Annotated in this window: 25 protein-coding genes and 1 tRNA gene; 8 read left to right on the forward strand and 18 right to left on the reverse strand. The window is 68.2% G+C overall.

What is annotated here, in order from left to right:
* Positions 1-4: 4 nt before the first annotated feature.
* Positions 5-2086, reverse strand: coding sequence for a S9 family peptidase (locus FCF25_RS03945; RefSeq protein WP_137047396.1), 2082 nt, complete (start codon positions 2084-2086; stop codon positions 5-7).
* 129 nt (positions 2087-2215) lie between these two features.
* Between FCF25_RS03945 and ilvD the strand changes: the two genes are divergently transcribed.
* Positions 2216-3985: a dihydroxy-acid dehydratase gene (ilvD, locus tag FCF25_RS03950; protein ID WP_137047397.1), complete on the forward strand. Its 1770-nt coding sequence runs from the start codon at positions 2216-2218 to the stop codon at positions 3983-3985.
* A 26-nt stretch (positions 3986-4011) separates the two neighbouring features.
* On the opposite strand, the gene FCF25_RS15495 is transcribed toward ilvD, so the two are convergent.
* The 5 genes from FCF25_RS15495 to FCF25_RS03970 all read right to left on the reverse strand — a co-directional run bounded on the left by FCF25_RS15495 (position 4012) and on the right by FCF25_RS03970 (position 7559).
* On the reverse strand, positions 4012-4170 hold the full coding sequence (locus tag FCF25_RS15495) for a hypothetical protein (protein WP_168191202.1): 159 nt from the start codon (positions 4168-4170) through the stop codon (positions 4012-4014).
* 98 nt (positions 4171-4268) lie between these two features.
* Positions 4269-4952 carry a hypothetical protein gene (locus FCF25_RS03955; protein ID WP_117594877.1) on the reverse strand — a complete coding sequence of 228 codons (684 nt, stop codon included), beginning with the start codon at positions 4950-4952 and terminating at the stop codon, positions 4269-4271.
* A complete protein-coding gene (locus FCF25_RS03960) occupies positions 4949-6202 on the reverse strand; it encodes a DUF58 domain-containing protein (RefSeq protein WP_117594878.1) in 1254 nt (417 codons plus the stop codon). Before FCF25_RS03960 ends, FCF25_RS03955 begins: the two co-directional genes overlap by 4 nt.
* On the reverse strand, positions 6199-6780 hold the full coding sequence (locus FCF25_RS03965) for a hypothetical protein (protein WP_137047398.1): 582 nt from the start codon (positions 6778-6780) through the stop codon (positions 6199-6201). Before FCF25_RS03965 ends, FCF25_RS03960 begins: the two co-directional genes overlap by 4 nt.
* The gene (locus FCF25_RS03970) at positions 6777-7559 is read right to left on the reverse strand and encodes a DUF4129 domain-containing protein (protein WP_137047399.1); all 783 of its coding nucleotides are present in this window, start codon (positions 7557-7559) and stop codon (positions 6777-6779) included. Before FCF25_RS03970 ends, FCF25_RS03965 begins: the two co-directional genes overlap by 4 nt.
* 425 nt (positions 7560-7984) lie before the next feature.
* Between FCF25_RS03970 and FCF25_RS03975 the strand changes: the two genes are divergently transcribed.
* Positions 7985-8236: a hypothetical protein gene (locus FCF25_RS03975; protein WP_117594881.1), complete on the forward strand. Its 252-nt coding sequence runs from the start codon at positions 7985-7987 to the stop codon at positions 8234-8236.
* A 301-nt stretch (positions 8237-8537) separates the two neighbouring features.
* On the opposite strand, the gene FCF25_RS03980 is transcribed toward FCF25_RS03975, so the two are convergent.
* Both FCF25_RS03980 and FCF25_RS03985 read right to left on the reverse strand, forming a co-directional pair.
* Positions 8538-8608: transfer RNA gene (locus FCF25_RS03980), tRNA-Pro, on the reverse strand.
* A gap of 117 nt (positions 8609-8725) precedes the next feature.
* Positions 8726-9799 carry a succinylglutamate desuccinylase/aspartoacylase family protein gene (locus FCF25_RS03985; RefSeq protein WP_117594882.1) on the reverse strand — a complete coding sequence of 358 codons (1074 nt, stop codon included), beginning with the start codon at positions 9797-9799 and terminating at the stop codon, positions 8726-8728.
* Positions 9800-9962: 163 nt separating this feature from the next.
* Here FCF25_RS03985 and FCF25_RS03990 point away from each other — a divergent pair, with 163 nt between their 5' ends.
* Complete coding sequence (locus tag FCF25_RS03990) at positions 9963-10490, forward strand: NUDIX hydrolase (RefSeq protein ID WP_137047400.1); 528 nt, start codon at positions 9963-9965, stop codon at positions 10488-10490.
* A 21-nt stretch (positions 10491-10511) separates the two neighbouring features.
* On the opposite strand, the gene FCF25_RS03995 is transcribed toward FCF25_RS03990, so the two are convergent.
* The 4 genes from FCF25_RS03995 to FCF25_RS04010 form a co-directional block, all read right to left on the reverse strand.
* Positions 10512-11384, reverse strand: a complete 873-nt coding sequence (locus FCF25_RS03995) for an RNA-guided pseudouridylation complex pseudouridine synthase subunit Cbf5 (protein ID WP_117594884.1) — start codon at positions 11382-11384, stop codon at positions 10512-10514.
* A 1-nt stretch (position 11385) separates the two neighbouring features.
* Positions 11386-11964, reverse strand: a complete 579-nt coding sequence (gene cmk / locus FCF25_RS04000; protein WP_137047401.1) for a (d)CMP kinase — start codon at positions 11962-11964, stop codon at positions 11386-11388.
* A gap of 237 nt (positions 11965-12201) precedes the next feature.
* Entirely contained in the window at positions 12202-13128 is a 927-nt protein-coding gene (locus FCF25_RS04005; protein WP_117594886.1) for a DUF106 domain-containing protein, read from the reverse strand.
* Positions 13129-13204: 76 nt separating this feature from the next.
* Positions 13205-13822 carry an adenylate kinase gene (locus FCF25_RS04010; protein WP_117594887.1) on the reverse strand — a complete coding sequence of 206 codons (618 nt, stop codon included), beginning with the start codon at positions 13820-13822 and terminating at the stop codon, positions 13205-13207.
* A 111-nt stretch (positions 13823-13933) separates the two neighbouring features.
* Here FCF25_RS04010 and FCF25_RS04015 point away from each other — a divergent pair, with 111 nt between their 5' ends.
* The 3 genes from FCF25_RS04015 to FCF25_RS04025 all read left to right on the forward strand — a co-directional run bounded on the left by FCF25_RS04015 (position 13934) and on the right by FCF25_RS04025 (position 17259).
* Entirely contained in the window at positions 13934-14341 is a 408-nt protein-coding gene (locus FCF25_RS04015; protein WP_137047402.1) for a hypothetical protein, read from the forward strand.
* Between the two features lie 92 nt (positions 14342-14433).
* Positions 14434-14886 carry a universal stress protein gene (locus FCF25_RS04020; RefSeq protein WP_137047403.1) on the forward strand — a complete coding sequence of 151 codons (453 nt, stop codon included), beginning with the start codon at positions 14434-14436 and terminating at the stop codon, positions 14884-14886.
* Between the two features lie 144 nt (positions 14887-15030).
* On the forward strand, positions 15031-17259 hold the full coding sequence (locus FCF25_RS04025) for an amino acid permease (protein WP_137047404.1): 2229 nt from the start codon (positions 15031-15033) through the stop codon (positions 17257-17259).
* A gap of 30 nt (positions 17260-17289) precedes the next feature.
* Here FCF25_RS04025 and FCF25_RS04030 read toward each other — a convergent pair whose 3' ends face one another.
* On the reverse strand, positions 17290-18225 hold the full coding sequence (locus tag FCF25_RS04030; protein WP_137049352.1) for a GNAT family N-acetyltransferase: 936 nt from the start codon (positions 18223-18225) through the stop codon (positions 17290-17292).
* Positions 18222-19469 carry a Glu-tRNA(Gln) amidotransferase subunit GatD gene (gene gatD / locus FCF25_RS04035; protein ID WP_137047405.1) on the reverse strand — a complete coding sequence of 416 codons (1248 nt, stop codon included), beginning with the start codon at positions 19467-19469 and terminating at the stop codon, positions 18222-18224. The genes FCF25_RS04030 and gatD overlap by 4 nt, the downstream gene beginning before the upstream one ends.
* A gap of 172 nt (positions 19470-19641) precedes the next feature.
* Here gatD and FCF25_RS04040 point away from each other — a divergent pair, with 172 nt between their 5' ends.
* Positions 19642-20085, forward strand: coding sequence for a hypothetical protein (locus tag FCF25_RS04040; RefSeq protein ID WP_117594891.1), 444 nt, complete (start codon positions 19642-19644; stop codon positions 20083-20085).
* Positions 20086-20104: 19 nt separating this feature from the next.
* Here the strand turns inward: FCF25_RS04040 and FCF25_RS04045 are convergent, their stop codons facing one another.
* The 3 genes from FCF25_RS04045 to FCF25_RS04055 form a co-directional block, all read right to left on the reverse strand.
* Positions 20105-20761 (reverse strand): metalloregulator ArsR/SmtB family transcription factor, encoded by a 657-nt coding sequence (locus FCF25_RS04045; protein ID WP_117594892.1) that lies wholly within the window; start codon positions 20759-20761, stop codon positions 20105-20107.
* A gap of 129 nt (positions 20762-20890) precedes the next feature.
* Positions 20891-21682, reverse strand: coding sequence for a hypothetical protein (locus FCF25_RS04050; RefSeq protein WP_137047406.1), 792 nt, complete (start codon positions 21680-21682; stop codon positions 20891-20893).
* A gap of 146 nt (positions 21683-21828) precedes the next feature.
* Positions 21829-22482, reverse strand: a complete 654-nt coding sequence (locus FCF25_RS04055) for a DUF1405 domain-containing protein (RefSeq protein ID WP_117594894.1) — start codon at positions 22480-22482, stop codon at positions 21829-21831.
* Between the two features lie 188 nt (positions 22483-22670).
* Here FCF25_RS04055 and gpmI point away from each other — a divergent pair, with 188 nt between their 5' ends.
* A complete protein-coding gene (gene gpmI / locus FCF25_RS04060) occupies positions 22671-24185 on the forward strand; it encodes a 2,3-bisphosphoglycerate-independent phosphoglycerate mutase (protein WP_137047407.1) in 1515 nt (504 codons plus the stop codon).
* Positions 24186-24323: 138 nt separating this feature from the next.
* Here the strand turns inward: gpmI and FCF25_RS04065 are convergent, their stop codons facing one another.
* Positions 24324-24971, reverse strand: a complete 648-nt coding sequence (locus tag FCF25_RS04065; protein WP_117594896.1) for a TVP38/TMEM64 family protein — start codon at positions 24969-24971, stop codon at positions 24324-24326.
* Positions 24972-25088: the final 117 nt, after the last annotated feature.

Raw genomic sequence — 25088 nt, forward strand, 5'->3', positions numbered from 1 at the left:
GACGCTACTCGGAGCCGTCCTCGCGGCCGGGGTCGTGGCGCTCGAACCAGTCGGTGAGTTCGCGCAGGCGGTGGGTCGCTCGCTGAGGGTCGCCGATGTTGTGGTGTTCGTCGGGGTAGACGACGAGTTTGGCGTCGACGCCGCGACGGCGGACGCTGACGTACAACTGCTCGGCCTGCGACGGGGGGCAGCGCCAGTCCTCGCCGCCGGCGGTGACGAGAAGCGGCGTCTCTATCTCGCCCACGTCGCGGATGCTCGAAATCGCGCGGTACTCCTCGGGTTTCTCCCACGGCAGGCCGATGTCGTGGACGTACCACTGGTGTAAATCGGCGGTACCGAACAGCGAGTAGAAGTCGTAGATGCCGTGCTCGGGTGCCGCCGCGGCGAACATATCGGTCCGCGTGACGACGTAGGCGGTGTTGATGCCGCCCTGCGAGAACCCGGAGATGAACAGGCGGTCGGCGTCGGCCCACCCGCGGTCGACTAGCTCCTCGACGCCCGAGACGATGTCGTCGGCCTTGCGCGGCCCCCACTCGCCGCGGATGGACTCGCTGAACTCGCGGCCGTAGGAGGTCGACCCGCGGTAGTTGACGTTGAAGACGACGTAGCCGCGGCCGGTCCAGTAGCTGTAGTCGAAACTGAACTCGGGCGCGTCGTAGGCGGTGGGGCCACCGTGGATGTGCGCGATGACGGGATACGACTCCGAGTCGGGGTCGAAGCCGTCGGGCAGGTACGCCAGTCCCTCCACCTCGACGCCGTCGCCGTTCTCGTACTGGACCCGCTCGCAGGTCGGCAGCGCGGCGTCGGTCAGCAAACCGTCGTTCAGTCGCGTCAGCCGAGCCGGGTCGCTCCCGTCCGACTCGGTTGCGTCGAGCGCGTACAGGTCCGCGCCCTCGTTCGGGTGGCTCAGACAGACGACGGCGCAGTCGCCGCCGACGGAGAACTGCGTGATAGTTCGGTCGGTCCCCTGGTTCTCGAAGACGCGCTCGGGGTCGTCCGCCTCGGCGTCGAGACGGACGAGTCGGGTCAGCGCCTCGTCGCCGACGGGCGCGAGCAGTTCGTCGTCCCCGACCCACTCGGGCGCACCGGCCCGCGAGCGAGTCCGGTCCAGCGACGCGGAGACCGAGCGCGCCTCGGTTCCCTCCGAGCCTTCGGCGTCGGCGACGACGTACACCTCCGTCGGGTGGTAGGTGTTCGTCGGGTTCGCGCCGTCGAAGGCGAGCCGTTCGCCCGCCGCGTCCCACCGCGGGTTGGCGACGCCGATGTCGCCGTCGGTGAGTCGCCGGAGGTCCTCGCCGTCGGCCGAGACGGTGTAGAGGTCCTGCTCGAACGTGTGGTCGGGCTTTTCGCCGCGGTACGACCGGAACGCGATTCGACCGTTCGTGCCCCACGCAGGGTGGAGACCGCCGGTGCTCATCGCGCCGCGCGCGTAGGCGTCGTCGAGTCGCTCGGATTCGCCGGTCGCCACGTCGACGACGAACAGGTAGCTCCGCACGTCGTCGAGGAAGCCCATCCCGTCGCGCTTGTGCTGGAGGCGGGTGATTTCGACCGGGCCGCCGTCGCGGCGACGTTCGAGGTACTCGCGCTGCTCGTCGGTGGGGTCGCGCGCGGCGACGACCATCCGCTCGCCGTCGGGCGAGAACTCGAACTCGCGGACGCCCTCGTCGAACTCGGTCACCTGTCGGGCGTCGCCGCCGCGTGCGAGGTCGAACAGCCAGACCTGGGGTTTGGGTTCGTCGCCCTCGTCGCTCTCGCCTCGACTCTCGTCGTCGCCCTCGGCGTCTTCGTCCGCCGGTTCGTCACTCCGTCCGACTTCGAGCGCCACGTCGCGGTCACGACTCGCGAGAAACGCGAGTTTCTCTCCGTTCGGTCCCCACGCGGGCGACCCCGCGTCGGAGGCGCGGGTGAGTCGGTGCGGCGCTCGACTGCCGTCGGTGGGCGCGACGAAAATCGAGGTTCGAGTCTCGTCGGCGTCGGGGTCGCTCTCGGCGACGACAAACGCGACGCGCTCGCCAGTCGGCGAGACGGCCACGTCGCGGATTCGTCGGAGGTCGTAGAAGTCGTCCAGTTCGAGCGGGACTGTCATGGCCTCTCCTCTCAATCGCGACACATGTGGATTCTGGTCGCGGAACGCGTCGCCGGGTCACTTCCCCGATTCGACAGCAAGCATTGTTTCGTCGCGGCGATTTAAGCCCACTCGCGGTAAGTGCGGTACATGAGCCGACAGCAACCGCATCCGGACGAGGGTCAGGAAGGAGCCGACGCGGACCGTTTCGCGGGCGAGAAAGACCCCGACCTGCCGAGTTCGGGCGTCACCTCGGGCGCAGAGCGCGCCCCGCACCGAGCGATGTTCCGCGCGATGGGCTTCGACGACGACGACCTCTCCGCGCCGATGGTCGGCGTCGCCAACCCCGCCGCCGACATCACGCCGTGTAACGTCCACCTCGACGACGTCGCCGACGCGGCCATCTCGGGCGTCGAGAGCGCTCAGGGCATGCCCATCGAGTTCGGCACCATCACCATCTCCGACGCCATCTCGATGGGGACCGAGGGGATGAAGGCCTCGCTCATCTCTCGGGAAGTCATCGCCGACTCGGTCGAACTCGTCGCCTTCGGCGAGCGGCTGGACGCGCTCGTCACCGTCGCCGGCTGCGACAAGAACCTCCCGGGGATGATGATGGCCGCCATCCGAACCGACCTCCCCACCGTGTTCCTCTACGGCGGCTCCATCCTCCCGGGCGAGCACGAGGGCCGAGACGTGACGGTGCAGAACGTCTTCGAGGGCGTCGGCACCTACGCGCAGGGCGAGATGAGCGCCGAGGAACTCGACGAACTCGAACGCCACGCCTGCCCCGGCGCGGGGTCGTGCGGCGGGATGTTCACCGCGAACACGATGGCCTCTATCTCCGAGGCGCTCGGCCTCGCCCCGCTCGGCAGCGCCAGCGCCCCCGCCGAGTCCGACGAGCGATACGACATCGCCGCCCGCGCGGGCGAACTCGCGCTCGACGCCGTCGAGAACGAGCGCCGCCCCTCCGATATCCTCTCGCGCGAATCGTTCGAGAACGCCATCGCGCTGCAGGTGGCGATGGGCGGGTCGACGAACGCCGTCCTCCACCTCCTCGCGCTCGCCGCCGAGGCGGGCATCGACCTCGACATCGACGACTTCGACGACATCTCCCGGCGCACGCCCAAGATAGCGAACCTGCAACCCGGCGGCACGCGCGTCATGAAGGACCTCCACGACATCGGCGGCGTGCCGGTCGTCCTCCACCGTCTGCTCGACGCCGACCTGCTGCACGGCGACGCGATGACCGTCACCGGCCGAACCATCGCCGAGGAACTCGACCACCTCGACCTACCGGACGACGACGGTATCGACGTGGACTTCCTCAACCCGGTGTCCGAGCCGTTCTACGACGAGGGGGCCATCAAGATTCTGAAAGGGAACCTCGCGCCCGACGGCGCGGTCATCAAAGCGACCGGCGACGACGCGTTCCACCACACCGGCCCCGCCCGCGTCTTCGAGAACGAGGAGGACGCGATGCGCTACGTCCAGACGGGAGAAATCGAGTCGGGCGACGTCATCGCTATCCGCAACGAGGGACCCCGAGGAGGCCCCGGTATGCGCGAGATGCTCGGCGTCACCGCCGCCGTCGTCGGCCAGGGTCACGAGGACGACGTGGCGTTACTCACGGACGGTCGGTTCTCCGGCGCGACGCGCGGCCCGATGGTCGGCCACGTCGCCCCCGAGGCCGCGGCCGGCGGCGCGATTGCGCTGCTCGAAGACGGCGACGAGGTGACCGTCGACATCCCGAACCGGACGCTCGCCGTCGACCTGACTGACGAGGAACTCGACGAGCGCCGCGACGACTGGGAGCCGAAGCCGTCGAACTACACCGCCGGCGTGCTGGCGAAGTACGGCCAATCGTTCGACTCGGCGGCGAACGGCGCAGTCACGAACCCGGCGGTGAAACGAGACGACTGAGCGGTGTGTTCGACTTTTCGCGCCGTTCAGGGCCGTTCCCACTCGTAGAACCAGAAGGCGAGGCCGAACAGCATCAGACCGATGCCGAGCGTCGACGTCGCGGGTTCGGGGATGAGAAACAGAATCAGTCCGGCGACGATGACGAGTCCGGGTCCGATATCGTCGGTGTACTGCGTGAGGTCCATACGCTTCGTACGTGAGGAATCCACGTAAACGTACGGCCCGGAGCGCTATCGCCCGTCGTCAGACGGCTCGCAAAGAAGGCGGTGGGTCGGCTTGGAGCTCACTCGTGAAGCGCCGCCGCGAGCAGCAGGACGGCGACGACGACGAGGACGAGCGCCGACAGCGACAGTCCGCTGGACCCGATGGAAGTGATCTCGCCCCCGAGAAACACCGCGAGGACGCCGACGCCGACGCTCCCGGCGGCGTGCGTCGCTTCGAGGCTCTTCGTCTCGGCGGTTCGACCGAGCTGCTCGCCGACGTTGATAGCCTGCTCGCCGAGGTCGTAGACGAGCACCGTCGCCACCGTCCCGACGAGCAGCGGTTCGAGCGCTTCCGGGTCGAGGAGCCCACTGACGAGGACGGTGAGGAACAACAGCGCCGCTCCCGCCTTCAACAGGCCGCGCGAGCCGCTGTTGCGCACCGGGGCGAGCGCCAACCCGACGACGAGGACGCCGAGCAGCGCCGGTAGCGTGCGAACGAGCGCCCCGGGACCGGTGACCCCGCTGGCTCCGAGCGCGACGCCGACGAGCGAGACGACGACCCCCGCGGCGACGACGCTCCAGCGAAGCGCCGTCTCTCGCCGACTTCGGAGCGTCGCTCCCACGCCGACGACGAGAACGCCGCCGACGACGAGCGCCAGCGCGGCGACGGTCGCGTCCGTGACGTGCGCCGTCGCGGCGGCGGCGACGAGCAGCGCCAGCGTCGAACTCAACAGGGCGGGCTTGCGGACGAACGTCCCGCTCACGCCATCGCCCTCCGGTTTCTGGCCAGCGCGGACTCCAGCGGCGCGTCCGGCCCCCAGTCGACGGTCGGGATGCCGGTTCGACGGAGCGTCGACACCCGCGCGGTGCGTTCGGTCGCCGCGAGGCGTTCGCCGACCGTCGTCTCGTCGGTGACGTCCGGACTCACCGCCGTCACGGCGTGACCGTAAGCGTCGAGTCGGCGCGCGGCCGTGACGATGTCGTCGTCGCAGAGCGGCGAGAACAGGAACACCTGGGTGTTCGAGTCGAGCCGCTGCCGGAGCAGTTCGACCTGTTCGTCGAGCGACGGAGCGTCCCGCGGCGGCGTCGGGGCGAACGCCGGGTGCGTGTCGAACAGGCGGTGGAGTTCGACTCGCTGGTTCGTCCCGCCGCCGGGCGGGTGCCAACAGAACTCGCGGCCGAACGCCGCGACGCCGACCTGGTTGCGGCCGGCGAACAGCGGTTCGAGCAGTCGCTTCGCGGCGGCGACGCTCCGGACGACGGCGTTCGGTTCGTCGTCGAGCGCGCGGTACGCCGCCGGGCGAGCGTCCACGAGGAGCACGACCGACATCGACCGTTCCTCTCGATACTCGACGGTCGTCAGTTCGCCGGAGCGGGCGAAGCGCTTCCAGTCGACCCGGCTCATCGAGTCGCCGCGGCGGTACTCGCGGGTCCGCGTGAACTCCAGCCCCGAGCCCTCGTTCGAGGAGAGCACTCGACCGACGGTGTCGAGCGTCACGTCGCGGCCCGCGGGCGCGTCCGAGCGGCCCGTGACGGTGAGTTCGGTCTCCTCGCTCACGGTCGTCTCGACCTCGTGCTCGCCGGTGATGTCGCGGACTGCGACGGTCGCCGGGACGAAACTGTGCTGACCGGACTTGGCCTCGATACTGTACTCGAAGGTGACCGACGAGCCCGGACGGAGCGCCGCCCCGCGGCGGGGCGTGCCGTCGACGACCGACAGCGCCGCCGGCACGCCGTCGACGAGGCGGAGGTCCGCGAGCGTGTTCTCTCCGGCGTTCCGAAGCGTCACCGTCACGTCGACGACGTCGCCGGGGTTCGGCGACCGGTCGCTCACGCGCCGGTCGAGTTCCAGCACGGGCGTCGGCGAGGAGGTGAGCCGCGGATACGTCGCGAAGAGCACGCCGACGCCCGCGAGGACGATGAGGTTCGGACGGTCTGCCAACAGGCCGATCGCGCCCGCGACGAACGAGAGCGCGACGACGCCGCGCCAGCGGTGAGTCTGGTACTCGCTCACTGCCGGCCCTCGCTTGCGAGTCGCGCGATCTCCTCGGCCGTCCGGCGCGCGGCGTCGCGCGTACCGCGTGCGGCCGGTGCGGTATTCGGAGGATTCCCTCCGTCCGCGCGAAGCGACGATTCGGTTCGGAGGAACGCGGCGGCCGTCTCGTCGTCGGTCCACGTCCCCTCGTCGACGCGGCGCTCGGCCTCCGCGCGGTCGTACCCCTCGGCCGTTCGGAGCGTCTCGACAGCCGCGCGCCGGAGGCGGTCGTGAAGCGCGGCGCGCCGCCGCCGTCCGAGTATCGGAATCGAGAGCCGCCAGTCCGACAGCGCTTCGTCGAACCCTTCGCCCGGCGAGGGGGCCGACACCGGCTTCTCGGCGTCGGGCATCTCCGCCTGTTCGAGGCGGGCGCTCCGCCCGGACGCGAGCACGGAAACGGCGACGAGCAGACCGACCGCCGCGAAGACGGCCATCAACAGGTAATCGTTGCCGAGCAGACCGACCAGACCGTCGGTGGGGAGGAGGTCGCCGCTCACGAAGCCGAGGAGGAGGACGACCACCCCGGTACCCGCCAAGAGGAGACGGCGGACGTTCATCGGTCTCCTCCGGAGTTCCCGCGGAACCGACGGAGGTAATCGCGAGCGCGTTCTCGGCGCTCGTCTGTCACCTCGTCGCCGCCGTACCGGACGCTCTCGTACAGCGACGTGAGGCCCCAGACCGCCTCGCTGTCGCCGCCGCCTTCGTGCCGCTCGACCACTTTCTCGCCGCGTTCTCTGGGCGTGAGCTTCGTCTCGCGTTCGAGGCCGACGGCCGCGAGCATCTCACACCACGCCGCCGAGATATCGTCTTTCGGCTTCGGGTCGCCGACGGGCTCGGCGGCCGCCGACGCGCCGTCGTCGCCGCTCGGGAGCCACCGATGCAGGAGCGCGGCCAGACGATCACGGTAGGTCAGCGCCGCGAGGAGGACGGCTCCGAGGACGGCGAACGGAAGGACTGCTTCGAGGAGGCCGAGCAGTTTCTCCCAGAGCGACTCTTCGGGCGGGACCTCGTCGCCGGTCTCGGACTCCTGGCTGAAGTCGCTGTTGGCCGGCTCTTCTTCGCGCTGGTCGTGCGTCTGTTCCTGCTGCTGTTGTTGCGACTGGGTCTTCTTCTGCCGCTGCTGTTGGGTGTCTCCCTCACCGCCGCCGGAGGGCTCCGTCAACGTCTGCTTCAGTTCGTCGAGTTGGTCGGAGCCGACGGGGAGCATCGACGAGTCGACGTCGATAACGTCGTCGGGGTCGGTCTGCATCGACGAGTCGAGCGTTCCGGCGGCCGTCCCGAGCGAGAAGAGACAGCACGCCGCGACGGCGATAGCGAGCAGTCCGTCCCGATTCATGGTCGACAGCGGGTGTAGTGGGCAGTTGTAACGTATCGCATATTTGGATATTCTTCTCGTGCGGGATGGTTAGACGACGCGAGTTATCCGACTCGAAGGAATTTCCGATGTCCACTCTCATAGGTATTTTGTTCGGTACGTCGAAATAGATAGGATATAGTTACTGTTCTTCATATTATACAGTCTCTAAAACACACATTATTCGTTTGTTGTCTGCTCGGAGTGAACACTCTCGACCCCCGTGAGAGCGTCTCTCGATTTAGGTTGGCGATAATCGGACGCCGCGTCGTAACCGACCGCGACACCGCGTCAGCGCGTTCGGTTGTCGACTTCGAGTAGTCCGAGACCGGCGGCTCCGCCGACCACCGGCGGCTACCGCCGACCGGAACGTTCATCTGACAGAACTGAACACAGTGTACACTGTCGTGATTTTCGACGAGTTCTTCGACGCGCTCGCCTCGTTGTTCGAGGAGCTTCTGGTCGGGGTTCTCGCCGCCGTCGTCGCTACCCTGAACGTCGGGTGGCGGTGGTTCCTCCGCGGACTCTACGTGTTCGTCGCGCTCGGCGGACTCTACGTTCTCGCCACCTACGAACAACCGTCGGGGGCCGGACTGCTCGGCGCCGGCCTGTTCTGTCTGGCCGTCGACCTGGGCGTGTTGGTGCGCGGTCTGATCTGACATCGTCCGAGTCGTCGTTATACCGTCTTCACTCTCGGGGCATCGCTATCGCTCGGTGAGCAGAACAGTGGGACCGCCGAAGAGTCGCTCCGCTCGCCTTCGTGCTCCCAAATCAAAGAGTATGGGACTGCCGTCGTTACGCTCCGCTCACGACGAGGACCCAAATCAAAGAGTATGGGACCGCCGAGATTCGAACTCCCCGAGACGGTCGTCCTCGCTGTCGCTCGGACGCTGCGACTCGTCTGCCCGAATCTCGTCGTTCGACACGGTTGTACGCCTCGCTGCGCTCGGCTAAAAACAGTGGGACCGCCGAGATTCGAACTCAGGTCCTACCGACCCCATCGGCAGAGGATACCACTACCCTACGGTCCCGCAGTTTGGCTAACGGCGGTCCCTCGTTTAACACCTTCGTTTCGACGGCAGCGAAAACCGCGTGACAGCGGCGCGGTAGCGTGTCGCACGCGCGTTGCTTCGACGCTCCGGGTTACCTCACTCGTCGCGCGGGACGACCAACTCGTCGTCGTCGCGGACGGCCATGCTCGCCACCGCGTCGCCTTCGTACGCCGCCAACCCCTCGTACCGTCCGATGACGTAGCCGTCGTGTTCGGACTCCACGGTGTCGACGCGCTCGCCGTGCGGCGTGACGATGTCGGCGACGACGTCGCCCGCGGAGACGACGTCTCCGGCGTCGACGCGGTGGCGCACTACCCCGGCGGTCTCCGTCCGCGGGTGGACCGCCCGCCGGACCGGGAACTCGACCGGAGCGGACGGGACGCCGGTCCCCGGTTCGTCGACGCCCGCGGGGAGTTCGTCTATCATGCCGAGTTCGCGGAGCACGCCGTACACGCCCGCGACGCCCGCCGCGCGGAGGTCCTCCTCGACGACGCTGTGGCCGCCCAGTTCGGGCGTGAACGACGGGATGCCGGCGGCGTTCAGCGCCGCTCCCGCAGTCGAACGGTGCAGTCCCTGGTCGAGATACTCCGCGGCGGGGTACTCGGTGAGCACCGGCAGTCCGAACGCGTCGACCAAGGCGGCGAGTTCGTCGGCCAACGACTCGGCTTCCTCCTCGGTCCGGCGCTCGCCGTAGAGCACGCGGTCGCGGATGGAGAACGGCATCGATCCGACCTGTGCGGTGTGCAGGTCGACGAGCGCGTCCGCGGAGTCGACGAGCGTCTCGTACAGCCGCCGGTCGATTCGCTCCTGCGTCTTCGGCGGCCGCGTAGAGTCGCCCTCGGGATCCGGAAAGTAGCGGTTCGGGTCGTCGTCGGCGTAGTACGACGTCCGGGCGTTACGACGCAGGCCGGCGGGGTTGACCAGCGGGACGCAGACGACGGTCCCCGAGAGCAGTTCGGGGAGCTCTTCGCGCATCGCGTCCTGGGCGACGGCGACGCCCGTCGCCTCGTCGCCGTGGACGCCGCCGGTGAGCCACAGCGTCGGCCCGTCGCGCTCGCCGCGCGCGACGACGACGGGGAGGCGTTCGTCGCCGCCGGTCGGTAGTCCGGTCGCGTTCAGCCAGCCACGAGTCAGCTCTCCGGGTCGCGCTTCCGCGGTTCCGACGTTCATATCCGCCCGTCTCCCGGCACCGTCAAAAGGCTGCGTCCGCCGGCAGACGAGACGAAGCCCCAAGCCCCTGCGGTCCGTCGTTCGCCGGGCCGTCGAGGGAAACCCGTCCGAACCCGCTCGCAAGCACCGGTTAACTATACCGCGGGACGTCGACGGTTAGCCGATGACTCCGGACGAGTGGTCGGTCCTCCGCACCGTCTCCGTCGGCGGCGACGACGCACGCCTCGGCTACGACCGTCTGCGCCGACCCGACGACGAGACCGAAGGCCGATTCTGGCTCGACGCCCGCGACTCGGTCTGCGTGGTCGCCGCACACGACGACGAAATCGTTCTCGTCGAGGAGTACCGCCCCCGACTCGGCGAGACGGTGCTCTCCTGTCCCGTCGGTGCGGTCGAGGGCGACGAGTCGCTCGTCGAAGCGGCCGCCCGAGAGCTCCGCGAGGAGACGGGCTACCGCGCCGACTCGCTCCGCCTGCTGGAGACGAGCTATCCGGTCGCGTGGCTCCGGAAGCGCCGCGGAATCGTCTTCGCTTCGGGGCTCACACCCGGCGATAAAGCGACCGACGACGACGAGTTCACGCGGGTCCGTCGCCTGCCCGTCGACGAGGCCCTCGACGCGGCGCGCCACCAACCGGTGACCGACTGGACGCTGCTGCCGCTGCTGCTCTCGCGGTACGAAGGGCTGGTGTAGTTCGAAGGGTCGCCGGGGGACTCAGACGAGCACGCGTTCGAGCGAGACGACGATTCCCCGTTCCGCGTCGGGGTCGCCGACGAGACGACCCAGACAGACCGCCGCGCCGTCGGGCGTGTAGCAGGCGAGCAGTCGGTCTCGCTCGATGCCGTCGTCGGCGTCTACGACGCCCGGCGCGTAGACGGGGGCACCGGTGGCGACCTGTTCGGCGGCGCTGTCGGCGATAGTCAGGGAGGGGAGGTGCGTGAGCGCGCGCTCGGCGGGGGCGACGGCCTCTCGGACGAACGACTCGTCGCCCTCCTCGGCGAACGCCAGCGCGTCGGTGAGGTCGTACATGCTCACGAGGTCGGTGTCGTCGAAGGGGTCCGTCGCCGTCCGGCGGAGGTGGCCCATGTGTGCGCCCGTTCCGAGCGCGAGGCCGATGTCGTGACAGAGTTTTCTGACGTAGGTGCCGCTCTCGCAGCGAATCCGGAGCAGCACCTGTCTGTCCTTCGCTTCCAGCACCTCCAACTCGTAAATCTCGCGCGTGCGTAGGCGACGCGAGACGGCGCTCTTCCGGGGCGGTTTCTGGTACAGTTCGCCCTCGAACTCGGCGACGACCGATTCGAGGTCGCTCGGCGCGGGTTTGTGGAGTTCGAGCACCGAGACGTACTCCTTCGAGCCTTCGAGAAACACCTGCGCGAGGCGCGTCGCGTCGCCGGTGAGGACGGGCAGACAGCCGGTCACTTTGGGGTCGAGCGTCCCCGCGTGGGCGGCGCGGTCGACGCCCGCGAGGTCGCGGACCCACCCCGAGACCTGGTGGGCCGAGGGGCCGGGTGGCTTGTCGAGATTGACGACGCCGAACTCGAGCAGTTCGTCGACCGAACGCTCCTGGGGTGGGCCGCGCATCGTCATCTCAGAACTCGTACCGGACGCCGGTGACCGGATACTTCCCCTCGTCGGCGTCGGCGTCGTACGACTCGACGGCGGCGACGAGCGTGTCGAGGACGGGTTCCGGACCCCAGCGGGCGGTGTTGAGCACGAGGTCGTAGATAGAGAGGTCGTCGATGGGGATGTCGTAGTACGCCATGTACCGCTTGGCCTCGCTGGCTTCGCGGCGGTCGGTCTCCTCCCTCGCCGTCTCGACGGATTTCTCCTCGCGGTCGGCGATTCGGGCCGCGCGGACCGACAGCGGCGCGTCCAGCCAGATGCGGAAGTCGGCGTGGTCGCCGGCGAGCCACCCGGCGAGACGGGATTCGAGGACCACGTCGTCGCGCTCGGCGGCGATGTCGTAGAGGCGGCGGTCGAGGTCGCGGTCTATCTGGTCGTCCTCCTCGGCGAGTTCGTTGAACTCCACGGGTGACAGCCCGCGCTCCTCGGCGAGCGCGCGAAAGATGTCGCCCCCGGAGATGTGTTCGTAGCCGAACGCCTCGGCGAGTCCGGCCGCCGTGGTGCTCTTTCCGCTGCCCGGCGGGCCGGAGACGGTTAGCAACATACTCCCTCTCGGCGGGAGAAATTGAAAGGTGTTATCGTTGCCGACGGCAGCGCGAGCGCGTCGCACGGTCGGGAGTCGGGTCGAATGCGTCGCGGTCGGGAGTCGGTCCGGATGCGTCGCGGTTGGGTCGGCCGCGAGTCGGTTTGGGGCATCGCGGCAGTCGTCGCCTGCGAGTCGACCGCGAAGCGTCGCAGTCGCTGGTGGGGCGCGCAGCGAAACGAGAAGACGAGAGCGAGATTACGACGTCGTCGGCGTCGTACTGATGTTCAGCCCTTTGCGGATTATCTGGGAGAACGCCATCGAACAGAGGAAGTACCAGACGATCCACGTCTGGATGGGTCCGACGACGCCCTCTTTCCACGACACCTCGCCGGCCAGCGGGATGACGATGTTCTGGAGCTCCACGTGCTCGGTGCCGCCGCCGATGCCGATCGCCCAGTACATCCAGAGGAACACCGGGATGGTGAGGAACATGATCCACACCATCGGGCGGAACTGCTCTTTGAACATGCCCATCTGCTCGCCCATCGCCTCCATCTGCTCTTCCTGAATCTCCTGGAGCGCCGCGTCGTCGTCGTTCTCCTGTGCCTCCTTGCGGCGGTCCTGCAGGTCCTTCATCCGCGCCTGATACTGGCCCATCTTGTCCATGTCCATCAGGTTCGCCTGCAGGATCGTCGAGTACAGGCCCGTGCCCATCGCGAGAATCATCACGACGGCGTAGAAGGGCAGTAGTTCGGCCAACGGTCCGAGGAACACGTCGAACGCGCCGCCGACGACGTTACGCACCGCGGCGACCGAGTAGCCGAGGAACAGCCCGACGGTGACGACGGCCGCCCCCTTGTCCCACTTCGACCACTTCGTCGTCTCGATGTCGTCGCCGCTCGTGGACGAGGACGAACCCGTCGCGGACGACGCCGACGCGTCGGCGCTCCCGTTGAGACCCGCACGGACGGCGTCGGGGTCCTGGATACGGAACCCCTCGTCGCCGTCGACGAGGATACCTTGCTCGATGAGGCGGCCCCACTGGCCGCTCGAAAGGTCGTCTCGCACGTCGACCCACCGAACTTCGCCGTTCTCGGCGCGGTCCAAGACGACCTCTATCGCTCGCTCCATCTCCGAGTTGTCGGAGACGAGCGAACGCACCCGCGATTCGACTCTTGCCATTGCCGGAGATTGGCTACCACCGGTTAAGAAGCTTTTACTATCGTCTCGGGCGGAGCGCTCCGAACCGCGGCCCGATTCAGGCGTCGGCGACGACGGATTTCACGTCCCCGAACACCTCGTCGGGCGTCTGTTCGCCGTCGACTTCGACGAGTTCGCCGCTGTCGCGGTAGTACTGGATGACCTCCGCGGTGTTCTCGTCGTAGACGCGGAGGCGCTCGCGCACGACGTCCTCGGTGTCGTCCTCTCGCTGGACGAGTCGCTCTGCGACCGCCTCGTCCTCCGGCATGTCGAACTCCGTGTGGTAGATGTCGCCCGTCTCGGGGTCGAGACGGCGGCCGGTGAGCCGTCGCACGAGTTCGTCCTCGCTCACGTCGAGGTAGACGACCGCGTCGAGGTCGGTGATGTCGTCGAGATACTCCGCCTGCGAGAGGTTCCGCGGGTAGCCGTCGAGGACGAAGCCGGAGGCGTTCGAGAGCGCCTCTTCGACGATCTCGTTGACCAGTCCGTCGGGGACGAGTTCGCCCGCGTCCATGTACTCGCGGGGCGTGCCGTACTCGGTCTCCATGTCCTTGTTCGCCCGGAGCGCGTCGCCGGTGGTCACGTGTTCGAGCGAGAACTCCTCGGCGAGTCGCTTGCTCTGGGTTCCTTTGCCTGCGCCGGGTGCACCGAGTAACAGCACCTTCTTGTCGCTCATACTCCCCCCATCGCCCTCCGGGGATAAAGAACTGAAGATAGCCGCCGATACCACCCCGACGAAAAGCGCGAATCGCCCGGGTTTTTGCCCGCCGCCGCCGTCGGCTCAGACATGACCCGATTCGACGCCGACGACCCGACGGAACGTCGAAAACTGTTCGCCGACGCCGTCTCCGCGCACCGCACCCGCGCCAGCGACTTCCTCACGATTCAGGTCGACGCCGCCGAGGAACCGGAACGCGACGACGTCGAGGACTCGACGCCGCCGTGGCTGCAGTTCTTCCAGCAGACCGTCAACGTCGACTGCACCGACGCCGAACTCGACCGACTGAAGGCGCTCGTCGGCGACTACCCCGAGTTCCGCATCGACGAACTCGAACAGCCCGAAGAAGCCGAGGGGACGAACGTCCGAATCACCGCCCGCGCGGACCCGAACCGACTGGCCGACTTCTTCGAGCGGACCGTCCGCGAGGTGTACGGCTACGGCGAGGATTACCGGGCGTGGGTCGTCGCCGTCTGAGGGCCGCCGCCAGCGGTCCGCCGAACGCTTTCTTTCTGTACGCCCCTACTCGAATGCTGAAACATATACGACTTCCCTCCGTACTCCCGACCATGAGTGAACCGAACTCGTCCGGTAACACGTCGCTGCTCGCCCACCCGGTCGTCCCCGTCGCCGGCGTCGACGACGCCGAGACGACGGCGCGGGCCGCGCTGCCTCGAATCGCGGCGGTCGGCGGGGAGATGCTCGCCCTCTACGTCGTCGAGAAGGCCGGCGGCGCGCCGGACAAGGCCTCCGTCGAACAGCGCGAAGAAGTCGCCGAAGAGGCGTTCTCGGTCGTCCGCGAACTGGCCGCCGAAGCGGGCGTCGACGTGACGACCCGCGTCGCGTACGGGACGGACGTCGCGGGGACGATTCTCGACGTCGCCGCCGACGAAGACGCGTCCGCCGTCGTGTTCACGCCGCGCGGCGGAAGCAAGTGGACGAAACTGCTCACCGGCGACGTCGCCTCCTCGCTCGTCGAGGACGCCGACCGACCCGTCGTCGTCCTTCCCGCCTCGAAGTAACGGACTCGGCCTGTCCGAGCGCCGACTACCGCGCCGATTCGCGGAATGCGCGTTCCAAATTACTTAAACGGATGCAGTCGTATCTCCCTGCTATGTCATACTCCGGAACAGCGCAGCATGCAGTCTCACCGTTCTGGTACGTCAATGGCTGACGAGGAACTCGCAAAAGACCTCGGACCGCTGGCCGCACTGACCATCGGCGTCGGTACGATGATCGGCGCGGGAATCTTCGTCCTCCCGGGGACGGCCATCCAGCAGGCCGGTTCGTTCGCCATCGTCTCGTTCGTCGTCGGCGGCGTGATAGCGCTGCTGACGGCGCTGTCCGCCTCGGAACTCGGAACCGCGATGCCGCGCTCCGGCGGCGCGTACTTCTACGTCAACCGGGCGCTGGGGCCGCTTTTCGGCTCCGTCGCCGGGTGGGCAAACTGGATGGGGCTGGCGTTCGCCTCGGCGTTCTACATGGTCGGATTCGGCGAGTACATCGTCGCCATCGTCCCGACTATCGACCTCGTCGTCTTCACGGTCGAACCGTCGGTGAAGGTCGTCGCCCTCGCGGGGGCGGCGCTGTTCGTCCTCGTCAACTACGTCGGCGCGAAGGAGACCGGGAAACTGCAGAACGTCATCGTCGTCTTGCTCGTCGCGATTCTCGCCGTGTTCACCGTCGTCGGGTCGTTCCGCGCCGACCCGGCGAACATCCCCGAGAGCCGGGGCTTCGGACCGATGATAACGACCACCGGCCTCATCTTCGTCTCCTATCTGGGGTTCGTCCAGATAACGTCGGTCGCCGAAGAGATCAAAGACCCCGACAAGAACCTCCCGCGGGCGGTCATCGGCAGCGTCGTCATCGTGACGCTCATCTACGCGCTCGTGCTCGTCGTGATGAGCGCCGCCGTCGAACAGGGCTTCATCGCCCAGCAGGAGCTCGCGGGCGAGATCGCCGTCGTCGAAGTCGCCCGGCTCATCCTCGGTCCGGCCGGTGCGATCGCCATGTTGTTCGGCGGCCTGCTCGCGACGGCTTCCAGCGCGAACGCGAGCATTCTCGCCTCGTCGCGCATCAACTTCGCGATGGGCCGCGACGCCATCGTGACGCCCCAACTCAACGAGATTCACGAGCGGTTCGGCACGCCGTACCGCTCTATCGCGGTCACCGGCGCGTTCATCCTGCTCTTCATCCTCGTCGCTCCTATCGAGACGCTGGCGACGATGGGGAGCGTGCTCCACCTCGTCATCTACGGCCTGTTGAACATCGCGCTCATCGTGATGCGCGAGGCGGACGCGTCGGGGTACGAACCCTCCTACACCGTGCCGTTCTACCCGGTCACGCCCATCGTCGGCTCGATTCTCTCGTTCGCGCTCATCGCGTTCATCGAACCGCGCGCCTCCATCGCGTTCAGCGCGGCGTTCGTCGCGTTCGCTGCGCTCTGGTACCTCTTCTACGCCCGCTCTCGGACGACGAAACAGGGCGTCCTCAGCGACTACATTCTCAGCCGGTCCGACGAGATGCCCGAACCCGCCGTCTCCGCGGCGACGTCGGTCAAACCCGACGGCGGCCAGTACCGCGTGATGGTGCCGCTCGCCAACCCCGAACACCAGACCGACCTCATCACGCTCGCCAGCGCCATCGCCAAACAACAGGACGGCACCGTCGTCGCCGTCAACATCCAGCAGGTGCCCGACCAGACCTCGCTCGAAGCCGCCCGCCGGCAGGGCGACTACGACGCCGCGCACCGCATCCTCGAACGCGCCCGCGACGACGCCGAGACGCTCGGCGTCCCCGTCGAGACGCACACGATTCTCTCGCACCGGACGTTCGAGGAGGTGTTCGACGCCGCGCGGACCTACGACGCCGACGTGACCGTCATGGGCTGGGGGCCCGACGCCCACGGGTCGCCGGGGCGCGCCGAGAGCGCCATCGACGAACTCGCCAGTTCGCTCCCCTGCGACTTCCTCGTGCTCCGCGACCGCGGCTTCGACGCCTCGCGCGTCCTCGTCCCGACGGCGGGCGGCCCGGACTCGGACCTCTCGGCGGCCGTCGCCAAGATGCTCCGCGCGGAGTACGGTTCGACGGTGAAGCTCCTGCACGTCGCCGACGACGAGTCGGAGGGACGGGCGTTCCTCGAATCGTGGGCGGCCGACCGCGGACTCGAAGACGCCGAACTGGTCGTCGAGTCGGGCGACGTCGAGGCGGCTATCGGCCGCCACGCGGCGGAATCGACGATGCTCGTCGTCGGCGCGACCGAGCGCGGCTTGCTCTCGCGGCTGTTCACCGACAGCCTCGTGCTGAACGTCGTCGACGAGGTTGACTGCTCGGTGCTGCTCGCCGAGAAGAAGCGGATGCGGACGCTGCGCGAGCGGCTGTTCGGCAGCAACTGAGCCAAAAAGGCCGAGTTCGATTTTTCCGTATCAGCTATCGACGACCGCCGGGTCCGTCAGGTCCGCCGCCATCACGAAGTCGGGTTCGTCGGAGACGCCGACGCGGGCGTAGGCGGTGTCGCTCACCCAGCGAACGCCCTCGGGGACGAGGACGCGGACTCGCTCGGCGCCGACGCTCGCGGCGTCGCGGGCAACCGCCCGATACAGTGCCCGCGCCGCCTCGTGGGCGCTCCACGCGCCGACGGCGTACTCGGCCCACGTCTCCGGGTCGCCCTCGTCGTTCGGTCGGTCGTACGTCCGGTTGCGGAACGTGAACCCGCGGGTACCGCCTTCGCTCACGACGAACAGGCGGTCCTCGTCGGCCGCCGTCCGGAGCCGTCGGCGGGTGAGTTCCGACACCGCCCACGACTCCTCGGCGTCGAGCGCGAGTCCTCTCAGATCCGCGCGGGCGTCGCTTCCGGTCCAGAACGACCACGCGGCGCTCGGGTCGGCCGTCGTCGAAAGCTCGGGCTCGGCGTCGGCGTCCGGCGTCGGCATCCCCCACCGGAACTCCGTGCAGGGTTCGAACCCGGTCGCGCGCGACTGGCCGAGACCCGCGACGTTCCACGAGAACACCATGTTGCGGGCGACGGTCGCACCGCGCTCTCTCGCCCAGCGAAACAGCGCCTTCGAGAGGTGCATCGACGCGCCCCGCCCCCGGTAGTCGGGGTTGACGCGCATCCCCTGCGCCCACGCCTCGTACTCCGAGAGCAGCACGCCCTGACAGATGCCGGCGAGTTCCTCGGAGGGGCTCTCCTCGTCACCGTCGACGTCGAGGACGAACGTCCGCTGGTCGTCGCCGTCGCCGGCGATCCAGTCGTGGTAGACGCGCGGGATGTAGTCGGAGCCGCCGCGGTCGGCCCACGTCTCGCTCGTGAACGCCGCGACCGCGTCGTAATCTTCGGGTCGGGCCTGCCGAACGGTCAGGTCCACGGCTTCGACTCCTCTTGCAGTTCGCCGACGAGGTTCCGCCCCATCGCGTCGGCCGGGTCGCCGAGGTTCGCGAGCGCCCACATCAGTTTCACCTTCGCCGTGCCGGGGAGGGTGTCGCCCGCCTCGACGACGCCGGCGTCGAGCAGGTCGCGGCCGGTGTCGTAGACGCGGTCGCAGACGCGGCCCGCGATGCACTGGCTGGTCATCACGACGGTCGTTCCCCCGTCGACTAACTCCTCGATGCGAGGGATGAGGTCGGTGTGGACGTGTCCGAGACCCGTCCCCTCGATTACGACGCCGGATTTCCCGTCGAGGTAGGAGAGCGCCGCCGGGTCCATCCCGGGCGTGAACTTCACGAGTTCGACCTCGCCGTCGATGTCGGGCGCCACGTCGAGGTCCGCCGCGCCGCGCTCGGCGTACTCGCGGCGGAAGCTAACCTCCTCGGTGTCGTAGTCGACTTCGCCGAGCGGTTTCGCGCCGACCGTCTCGAAGGCGTCTCGGCGGGAGGTGTGGTTCTTGCGCACGCGAGTGCCGCGGTGGAGCGCGCAGACGTCGTCGCTCTCGGTACCGTGCATGCAGACGAGCACCTCCGCGCAGTCGGACTTGGCCGCTTCGACGGCGCAGACCGCGTTCATCACGTTGTCCGAGGAAGGGCGGTCCGCCGAGCGCTGGCTGCCGGTGAAGACGACGGGAACCGGCGTGTCGAGCATGAACGACAGCGCCGAGGCGGAGAACTGCATCGTGTCGGTGCCGTGCATGACGACCACGCCGTCCGCACCCGCTTCGATCTCCTCGTGAACCGCCCGCGCGAGTTCCTGCCAGACGTCGGGCGTCATGTTCTCCGAGAGGATGTTGGCGACGACGCGGCCGCGGTAGTTCGCCCGCCCCGCGAGGTCCGGTACGGCGCGAAGCACGTCCTCGGCGTCGAACTGCGCGGTCACCGCCCCCGTGCGATAATCGACCGTAGAGGCGATGGTGCCGCCGGTGGAGATGAGCGAAACCGTCGGAAGCTCGTCGTCGAACTCGATTTCGGAGCTGTCACCCTCGTCGGACTGGGCGTCCTCCACGTCGTAGACGCCGGTTTCGAGCACTTCGACCTCGGCGTCGTCGCGCTCGATGCCGACGTTGTAGCCGCCGTCGAGTTTGACGACGAGGTGCTCGGCCGTCGTCGACGGCATCAACACGCCCTCGTTCGTGACGCCTCCGCGCTCGACGCGGATGCGGTCGCCTGCGTTCATACCCGCGGCTACCCTCGCGGCGGACTTGAATCCACTCGTTCGCGGGCGACTCCGGGGAGGCCGACGCGCGGAGGGAACCGACGGAGGCGAGCGACGGGAGGACGCTCGACGGGACGTCTCGCGCTCGCGAGTCGGCACAAGAATGATACCGGATGCACGCCAACCGGTCGATATGTCCTCGCACACGAACCCCTCCTCCAGAGACGGCGACGACGGTTCCGCTCGGCTCGGCCGGCTGTTCGCGCCGAAGGCGTTCCTCCTCGCGCTGGTGCTCTCGCTCCTCGGCGTGTTTCTCGGCGGCCTCGTCCCGCTCGTCGGCGCGATTCCCGGCGTCTCGCTGCTGCTTCGCGCGCTCGGCCTGTTCGCCGCCGCGTTCGTCGTCGGCCTCGTCGCCGACCGCCCCCGGTACGTCGAGGCCGCGCTCGCCGGCGCGCTCGTCGGCGTGTTCAGCGTCGTCCTCTCGACGCTCGGGGCGTTTCTCCCCGTCGCTGTGAACGTCATCTCGCAGTACGGCGTCGAACTCGGCGGCGTCGGAGCCGCTGTGGGTGCGTTCGTCGCGCTCGTCGGGCACTACTTCGGCCGCGACCTCCGCGACGGCGTCACGCGAGAGCTCTGACGGGGCGACTCCGACACGCTCACCGGACGGTCCACTGGTCGTTCTTCCGAGCGAGCAGTCCGCGCTCGTACAGCGCGTCCAGCACCTGCTCGACGACTTCCGGCGGGGCGCTGACCTCCTTGGCGACGGCGAGCGTGCTCGTCGCGCCGCCGGCGACCGCCGCGAGCACTTTCGCGTAGAACCGGCTGTCGGCGTCGGTACCGATGCGCTCGTTCAGGCGGTCGAGCACGTCGGTCATGCGACCGTGGACCCACCGCTGGGCGAGCGAGAGCTCGTTCTCGATCGTTTCGAGGCGGCCGAACTCCCGCGCCAGCGATTCGAGGTCGTCGCCGTTCTGCCGCGGCTCGGCGTCGATGCTCAGGTGCGAACAGCGTCCGGTCAGTTCGAGCGTCGGACTCGCCGGATACGCGCTCTTCGTGCCGAACCCGTACGGCGAGACGTTCACCTCCAGACGGACGTTCTGGGCGATGTGGAAGTACTTTCGGCGCTGGTCGTCGGTTCGGCTCTCGACGAGGCCCGCCTCCTCCAGTTTCCGGAGGTGGTCGATGACGGCCTTCGGACTGACGTTGAGGTACTCGGAGATCTCGGTGACGTAGCACGGCTTGTGCGAGAGCAAGCGGAGGATACGTCGCCTGTTCTCGTTGCCGAGGAGATCCAAAAGTACCGCAGAGTCCATGCCCACCGGTAGGCCGGCAGAACTGAAAAGGCTGACTACCCCCGAATCCGCTCGCTCGCCCTCGAATCTCGCTCGCAGTCGCGCCGCGCGTGCTCGTTTTCGCCGGCGTCCTCCTCGCCGGGCGAAGCGTTACGAGTGGCGTCCGCGAACGTCCTCCTTTCCGGGCGCTTCACTGTTCGGCTGGGTCACGTCCGTGGTGAACTTGCGTTCGACCGGAACTCCGTCGTCTTCACCGTTCGTCTGACCGGGGTTCGGGCTCTCCGAGCGGTCCTCGCCGTCGCCGACGCCGTCGACCTCGTCGGCGCTCTCGCCGACGGGCTGGACGCTACTGTGGACGAACTGTCGGGAGTCGGCTGCTCCGTCGCCCTCGCCGGTGCCGTTGGGGCGGTTCGCCGGCGGTCCGAGCGGCGTCGTCGCCGTCGGGCCGGCGACGTTGGCGTGGGTCTCTCTCGTCTCGGTGCGGAGCGTCGACAGACGACTGGTGTTCGCGCCGACCTGCTCTGCGGCTCGCTCCGTCGCGTCGATAGAGACCGCCAGCGCGCTCAGTTCACCGTCGAGTTCGCCGAGTCGGCCGTGATACCGCGGTCCCGAGAGGGTATCGTTCTCGACCGCCGCCGACAGCGCGTCGCGGCGCTGACGGAGTTCGGCGAGGTCGCTCTCGAGGCGGTCGATTCGCCGGTTGACGGCCGCTCTGTCGCCGTTTCGCTCGAACTGTGCCTCCCACTTCTCGTTCGTGACGACGCCGCGGGTCTCCGCAGCGGTCGATTGGACGAACGTCGTCACGTTGTCGCCGAGTTGGCTCTCGTCGGTGTCGACCTGCGACGCGGCGTCGGTCGTCGACGTCGCCGAGACCGAGGCGGCGGCCGGAACCGACGAGACGACGACGAACACCGCGACGAGGAGGGCGTAGACGGCTTTCATCGAATTTCGCTACCTCGCGTACGCCCATAAACACGAACCTCCGTTCGTTTCGTTCACCTTCGGGTTCGTTCTGTTCAGTGTGTTTCGAAGCGGGCAGGTGGAATCTACGCGGACCTGCAACGGTGAAATCAGACGGTAATCACCTCTTACTTCCGGACCGTCGGCTCCCGGAACCGGTCGAGTAGAACGGCCGCGACACCGACCGAGACGACCGAAATCGCCACGCTAGCTACGGTGAGGGTCACTCCCGGCTCGTACCGAAGCGGCGGATGGTAGCCGAACGCGTAGTCGAACACGTCGTTCGCAAACGCTAACACGAGCGCGAACGCGAGCGCCCCGCGAGTCGTCGCCCCGATGCGGGCGACGAGCGACGCTTCGACGACGAATCCGAGATGCGTGAGGAGGATACCCCAGTAACTCCACAGCGACGGGAGACCGAACCCGAAGTAGAGCTCCGGGCGGAGGTTCAGCGCCACGGCCGTCCAGAGGCCGAACTTCACCAGCCAGACGACCGAGAGCGTGTGGAGGTAGACCAGCGGGCGGTTCAGCGGTGCGTCGTCGATACTTCGGCCGAGGTTCGGCAAGAGCGTCGCCAACGAGAGCGTCCCCAGCGCTAACGCGGTCGGCGAGTCGCCGTACAGCGGCCACAGAAACGTCGATATCGCCGGCATCGTCTCGACGTAGTAGCGGACGCCGACGAGAAACGCTGCGGCGTTGACGACGAGCAACCAGACGAGACTCGGAGCGTTGCCGAGGTAGTACTCGACGTAGCGGTCCGGGATGAGGCGTGCGCTCGCCATTCGTCGGAGAGACGGACGGTGTGCGGTAAAAGTTGTCGAGACGGCGAGTCCTCCGCAGTTCGGATAGACGTGACCCCCGATTTGGTCCGCCTTTCCGACCGCTCGTCGTGACTTTGTTGGTCACGCGGGAGACGACGGCGAACTGTTCGATGCAAAGGCTAGTTACCGTCGAAAGCCAACCAGGGAGTATGCAGGCTGCACTCGTTGTTCTCGACGGCTGGGGGCTCGGAGACCACGACCGGAGAGACGCCGTGAAAGCCGCGAAAACACCGAACTTCGACCGATTCCGCGAGAGCGGAGCGTACGGAACACTCGACGTGAGCGGCCGGCGCGTCGGGCTGCCCGACGGGCAGATGGGAAACAGCGAGGTCGGCCACCTCAACATCGGCAGCGGCCGCGTGGTCAAACAGGCGTACACCCGAATCAACGACAGCATCACGGACGGCTCGCTCTACGAGAACCGCGTCCTCACGGACGCGTTCGACTACGCCGCCGAACACGACGGCCGCGTCCACTTCATGGGACTCGTCAGCGACGGCGGCGTCCACTCCGACCAGGAGCATCTGTACGCGCTCATCGAGGCGGCGGCCGACCGCGGCGTCGAGGCGGTGACTCACGCGTTCACCGACGGACGCGACACCTCCCCGACGGGTGGAGCCGACTACCTCGCGTCGCTCGAACGCGTCGTCGCCGACCACGGCACCGGCGAGGTCGCCACCGTCTCCGGACGGTACTACGCGATGGACCGCGACCAGAACTGGGAGCGGACGAAACGCGCCTACGACGCCATCGTGAACCGCGAGGCCGACCACGAAGCGCTCTCGGCGGTCGAGGCGGTCGAGAGCTCCTACGAACGCGGTGATACCGACGAGTTCGTCGAGCCGACGCTCGTCGCCGACGGCCCGGCGCTCGAAGACGGCGACGCGGTGTTCTTCTTCAACTTCCGGTCGGACCGAGCGCGACAGCTCGTCAGAATGCTCGGCGACGTCCGCCCCGAGTGGGCGTTCGAGACGACGCCGCCGGAGATTCACCTGGCGACGATGACTCAGTACGACAAGACGTTCGACTTCCCGGTCGCGTTCCCGCCGGAGCAACCCCGGAACACGCTCGGCGAAGTGCTCGCCGAGAACGGCCGCACGCAGCTACGGCTCGCGGAGTCCGAGAAGTACGCCCACGTCACCTACTTCCTCAACGGCGGCCGCGAGGTGGAGTTCGACGGCGAGATTCGACGCATCGTCCAGAGTCCGGACGTGCCGACCTACGACGCGACGCCCGAGATGAGCGCCGAGGAGGTGACCGACACCGCGCTGTCGATAATCGAGTCCGACGACCCCGACGTGCTCGTGCTCAACTACGCGAACCCCGACATGGTCGGTCACACCGGCGACTTCGACGCCGCCGTCGCGGCCGTCGAAGCCGTCGACACGCAGCTCGGCCGACTGCTCGACGGCGTGTTCGCCGCCGGCGGCCACGCGCTCGTCACGGCCGACCACGGCAACGCCGACGACATGGGCACGCCGGAGACACCGCACACCGCTCACACCTACAACCCGGTTCCGCTCCTTTACCTCTCTCCGGCCGGCGACGCCGGCGGGAGGACGGTTCGGGCGGGCGGGTCGCTCTGCGACCTCGCGCCGACGCTGCTGTCGCTCATCGGCGTCGACCAACCGCCGGAGATGACCGGCGAGTCGCTTCTGGAGTAACTGGCGAACAGGCGACGGACGGCTCCTCGGATCGCTCCGTGACCGGGTCGTCGCGCTCCCGCCTCGTCCGGGTCACGGCCGCTCTCAGCGCACGAGGGGCTCTGGCCGCGTCCTCCGGTATAAACTTCGGGTGGTGGGCTATCGGAGTTTGACGTTCCGCTTCGACGCGTAGCGGTACAGCGGCCCCGCGAGGAGCAACACGCCGACGGCTGCTGCCCCCGCGACGAGGCGAACGTCGAACAGGCCGGTCAACGAGTCGGCGGTCAGCGCACCGAGCGACCCGCCGACGAGGACACCGCCGACCACCCACGGCGTCTCGCCGACCGCGGTTCCGAGGACGTACGACCGGAGCCGAACGTCGGCGACTCCCGCCCCGACGGAGACGATGTCGGAGGGCGCCGGAAACAGCCGGCTCGCGGCGACGCTGCGAACGTCGCCGGTCGTGTCGACGAACCGCTCGCCCGCGGCCGCGAACCGGCCGCTGTCGCCGCGGATGTGACGGCCGAAGAAGTACGGCGGGACGCTGCTCACGACGACGAGCGCGAGCGCGACGGGCGCCCACGTGAGCGGCTGCGTGTAGCCCACGACGACGGCCAGAAGCGTCGTCGGCCACGCCAACAGCGGGCGGACGAGCGCGACGAGCGTCAGCACGGCGACGAATCGAACCGGGTCGGCGGCGACCCATCGAAGCCGCTCGAACAGCGTTTCGGGAGAGACGAGCCACGCGGCGAGCGCGGCGACGAGGACGACGGCGGCCGTCGAGGCGAGGAGGGTGCGACGCGACACTCAGTAACACCGCTCCGTGACGACTGCGACGGCAGAGACGCCGATGTCGGACTCCATACCACCGATTCGCCGTCCGCCGTCAAACCCCTTGTGCCCGACGCGGCGCGGCCGGTCGCC

The sequence above is a fragment of the Haloprofundus sp. MHR1 genome (assembly GCF_005155585.1).
In the GTDB taxonomy this organism is placed as follows: Archaea; Halobacteriota; Halobacteria; order Halobacteriales; family Haloferacaceae; genus Haloprofundus; species Haloprofundus halophilus.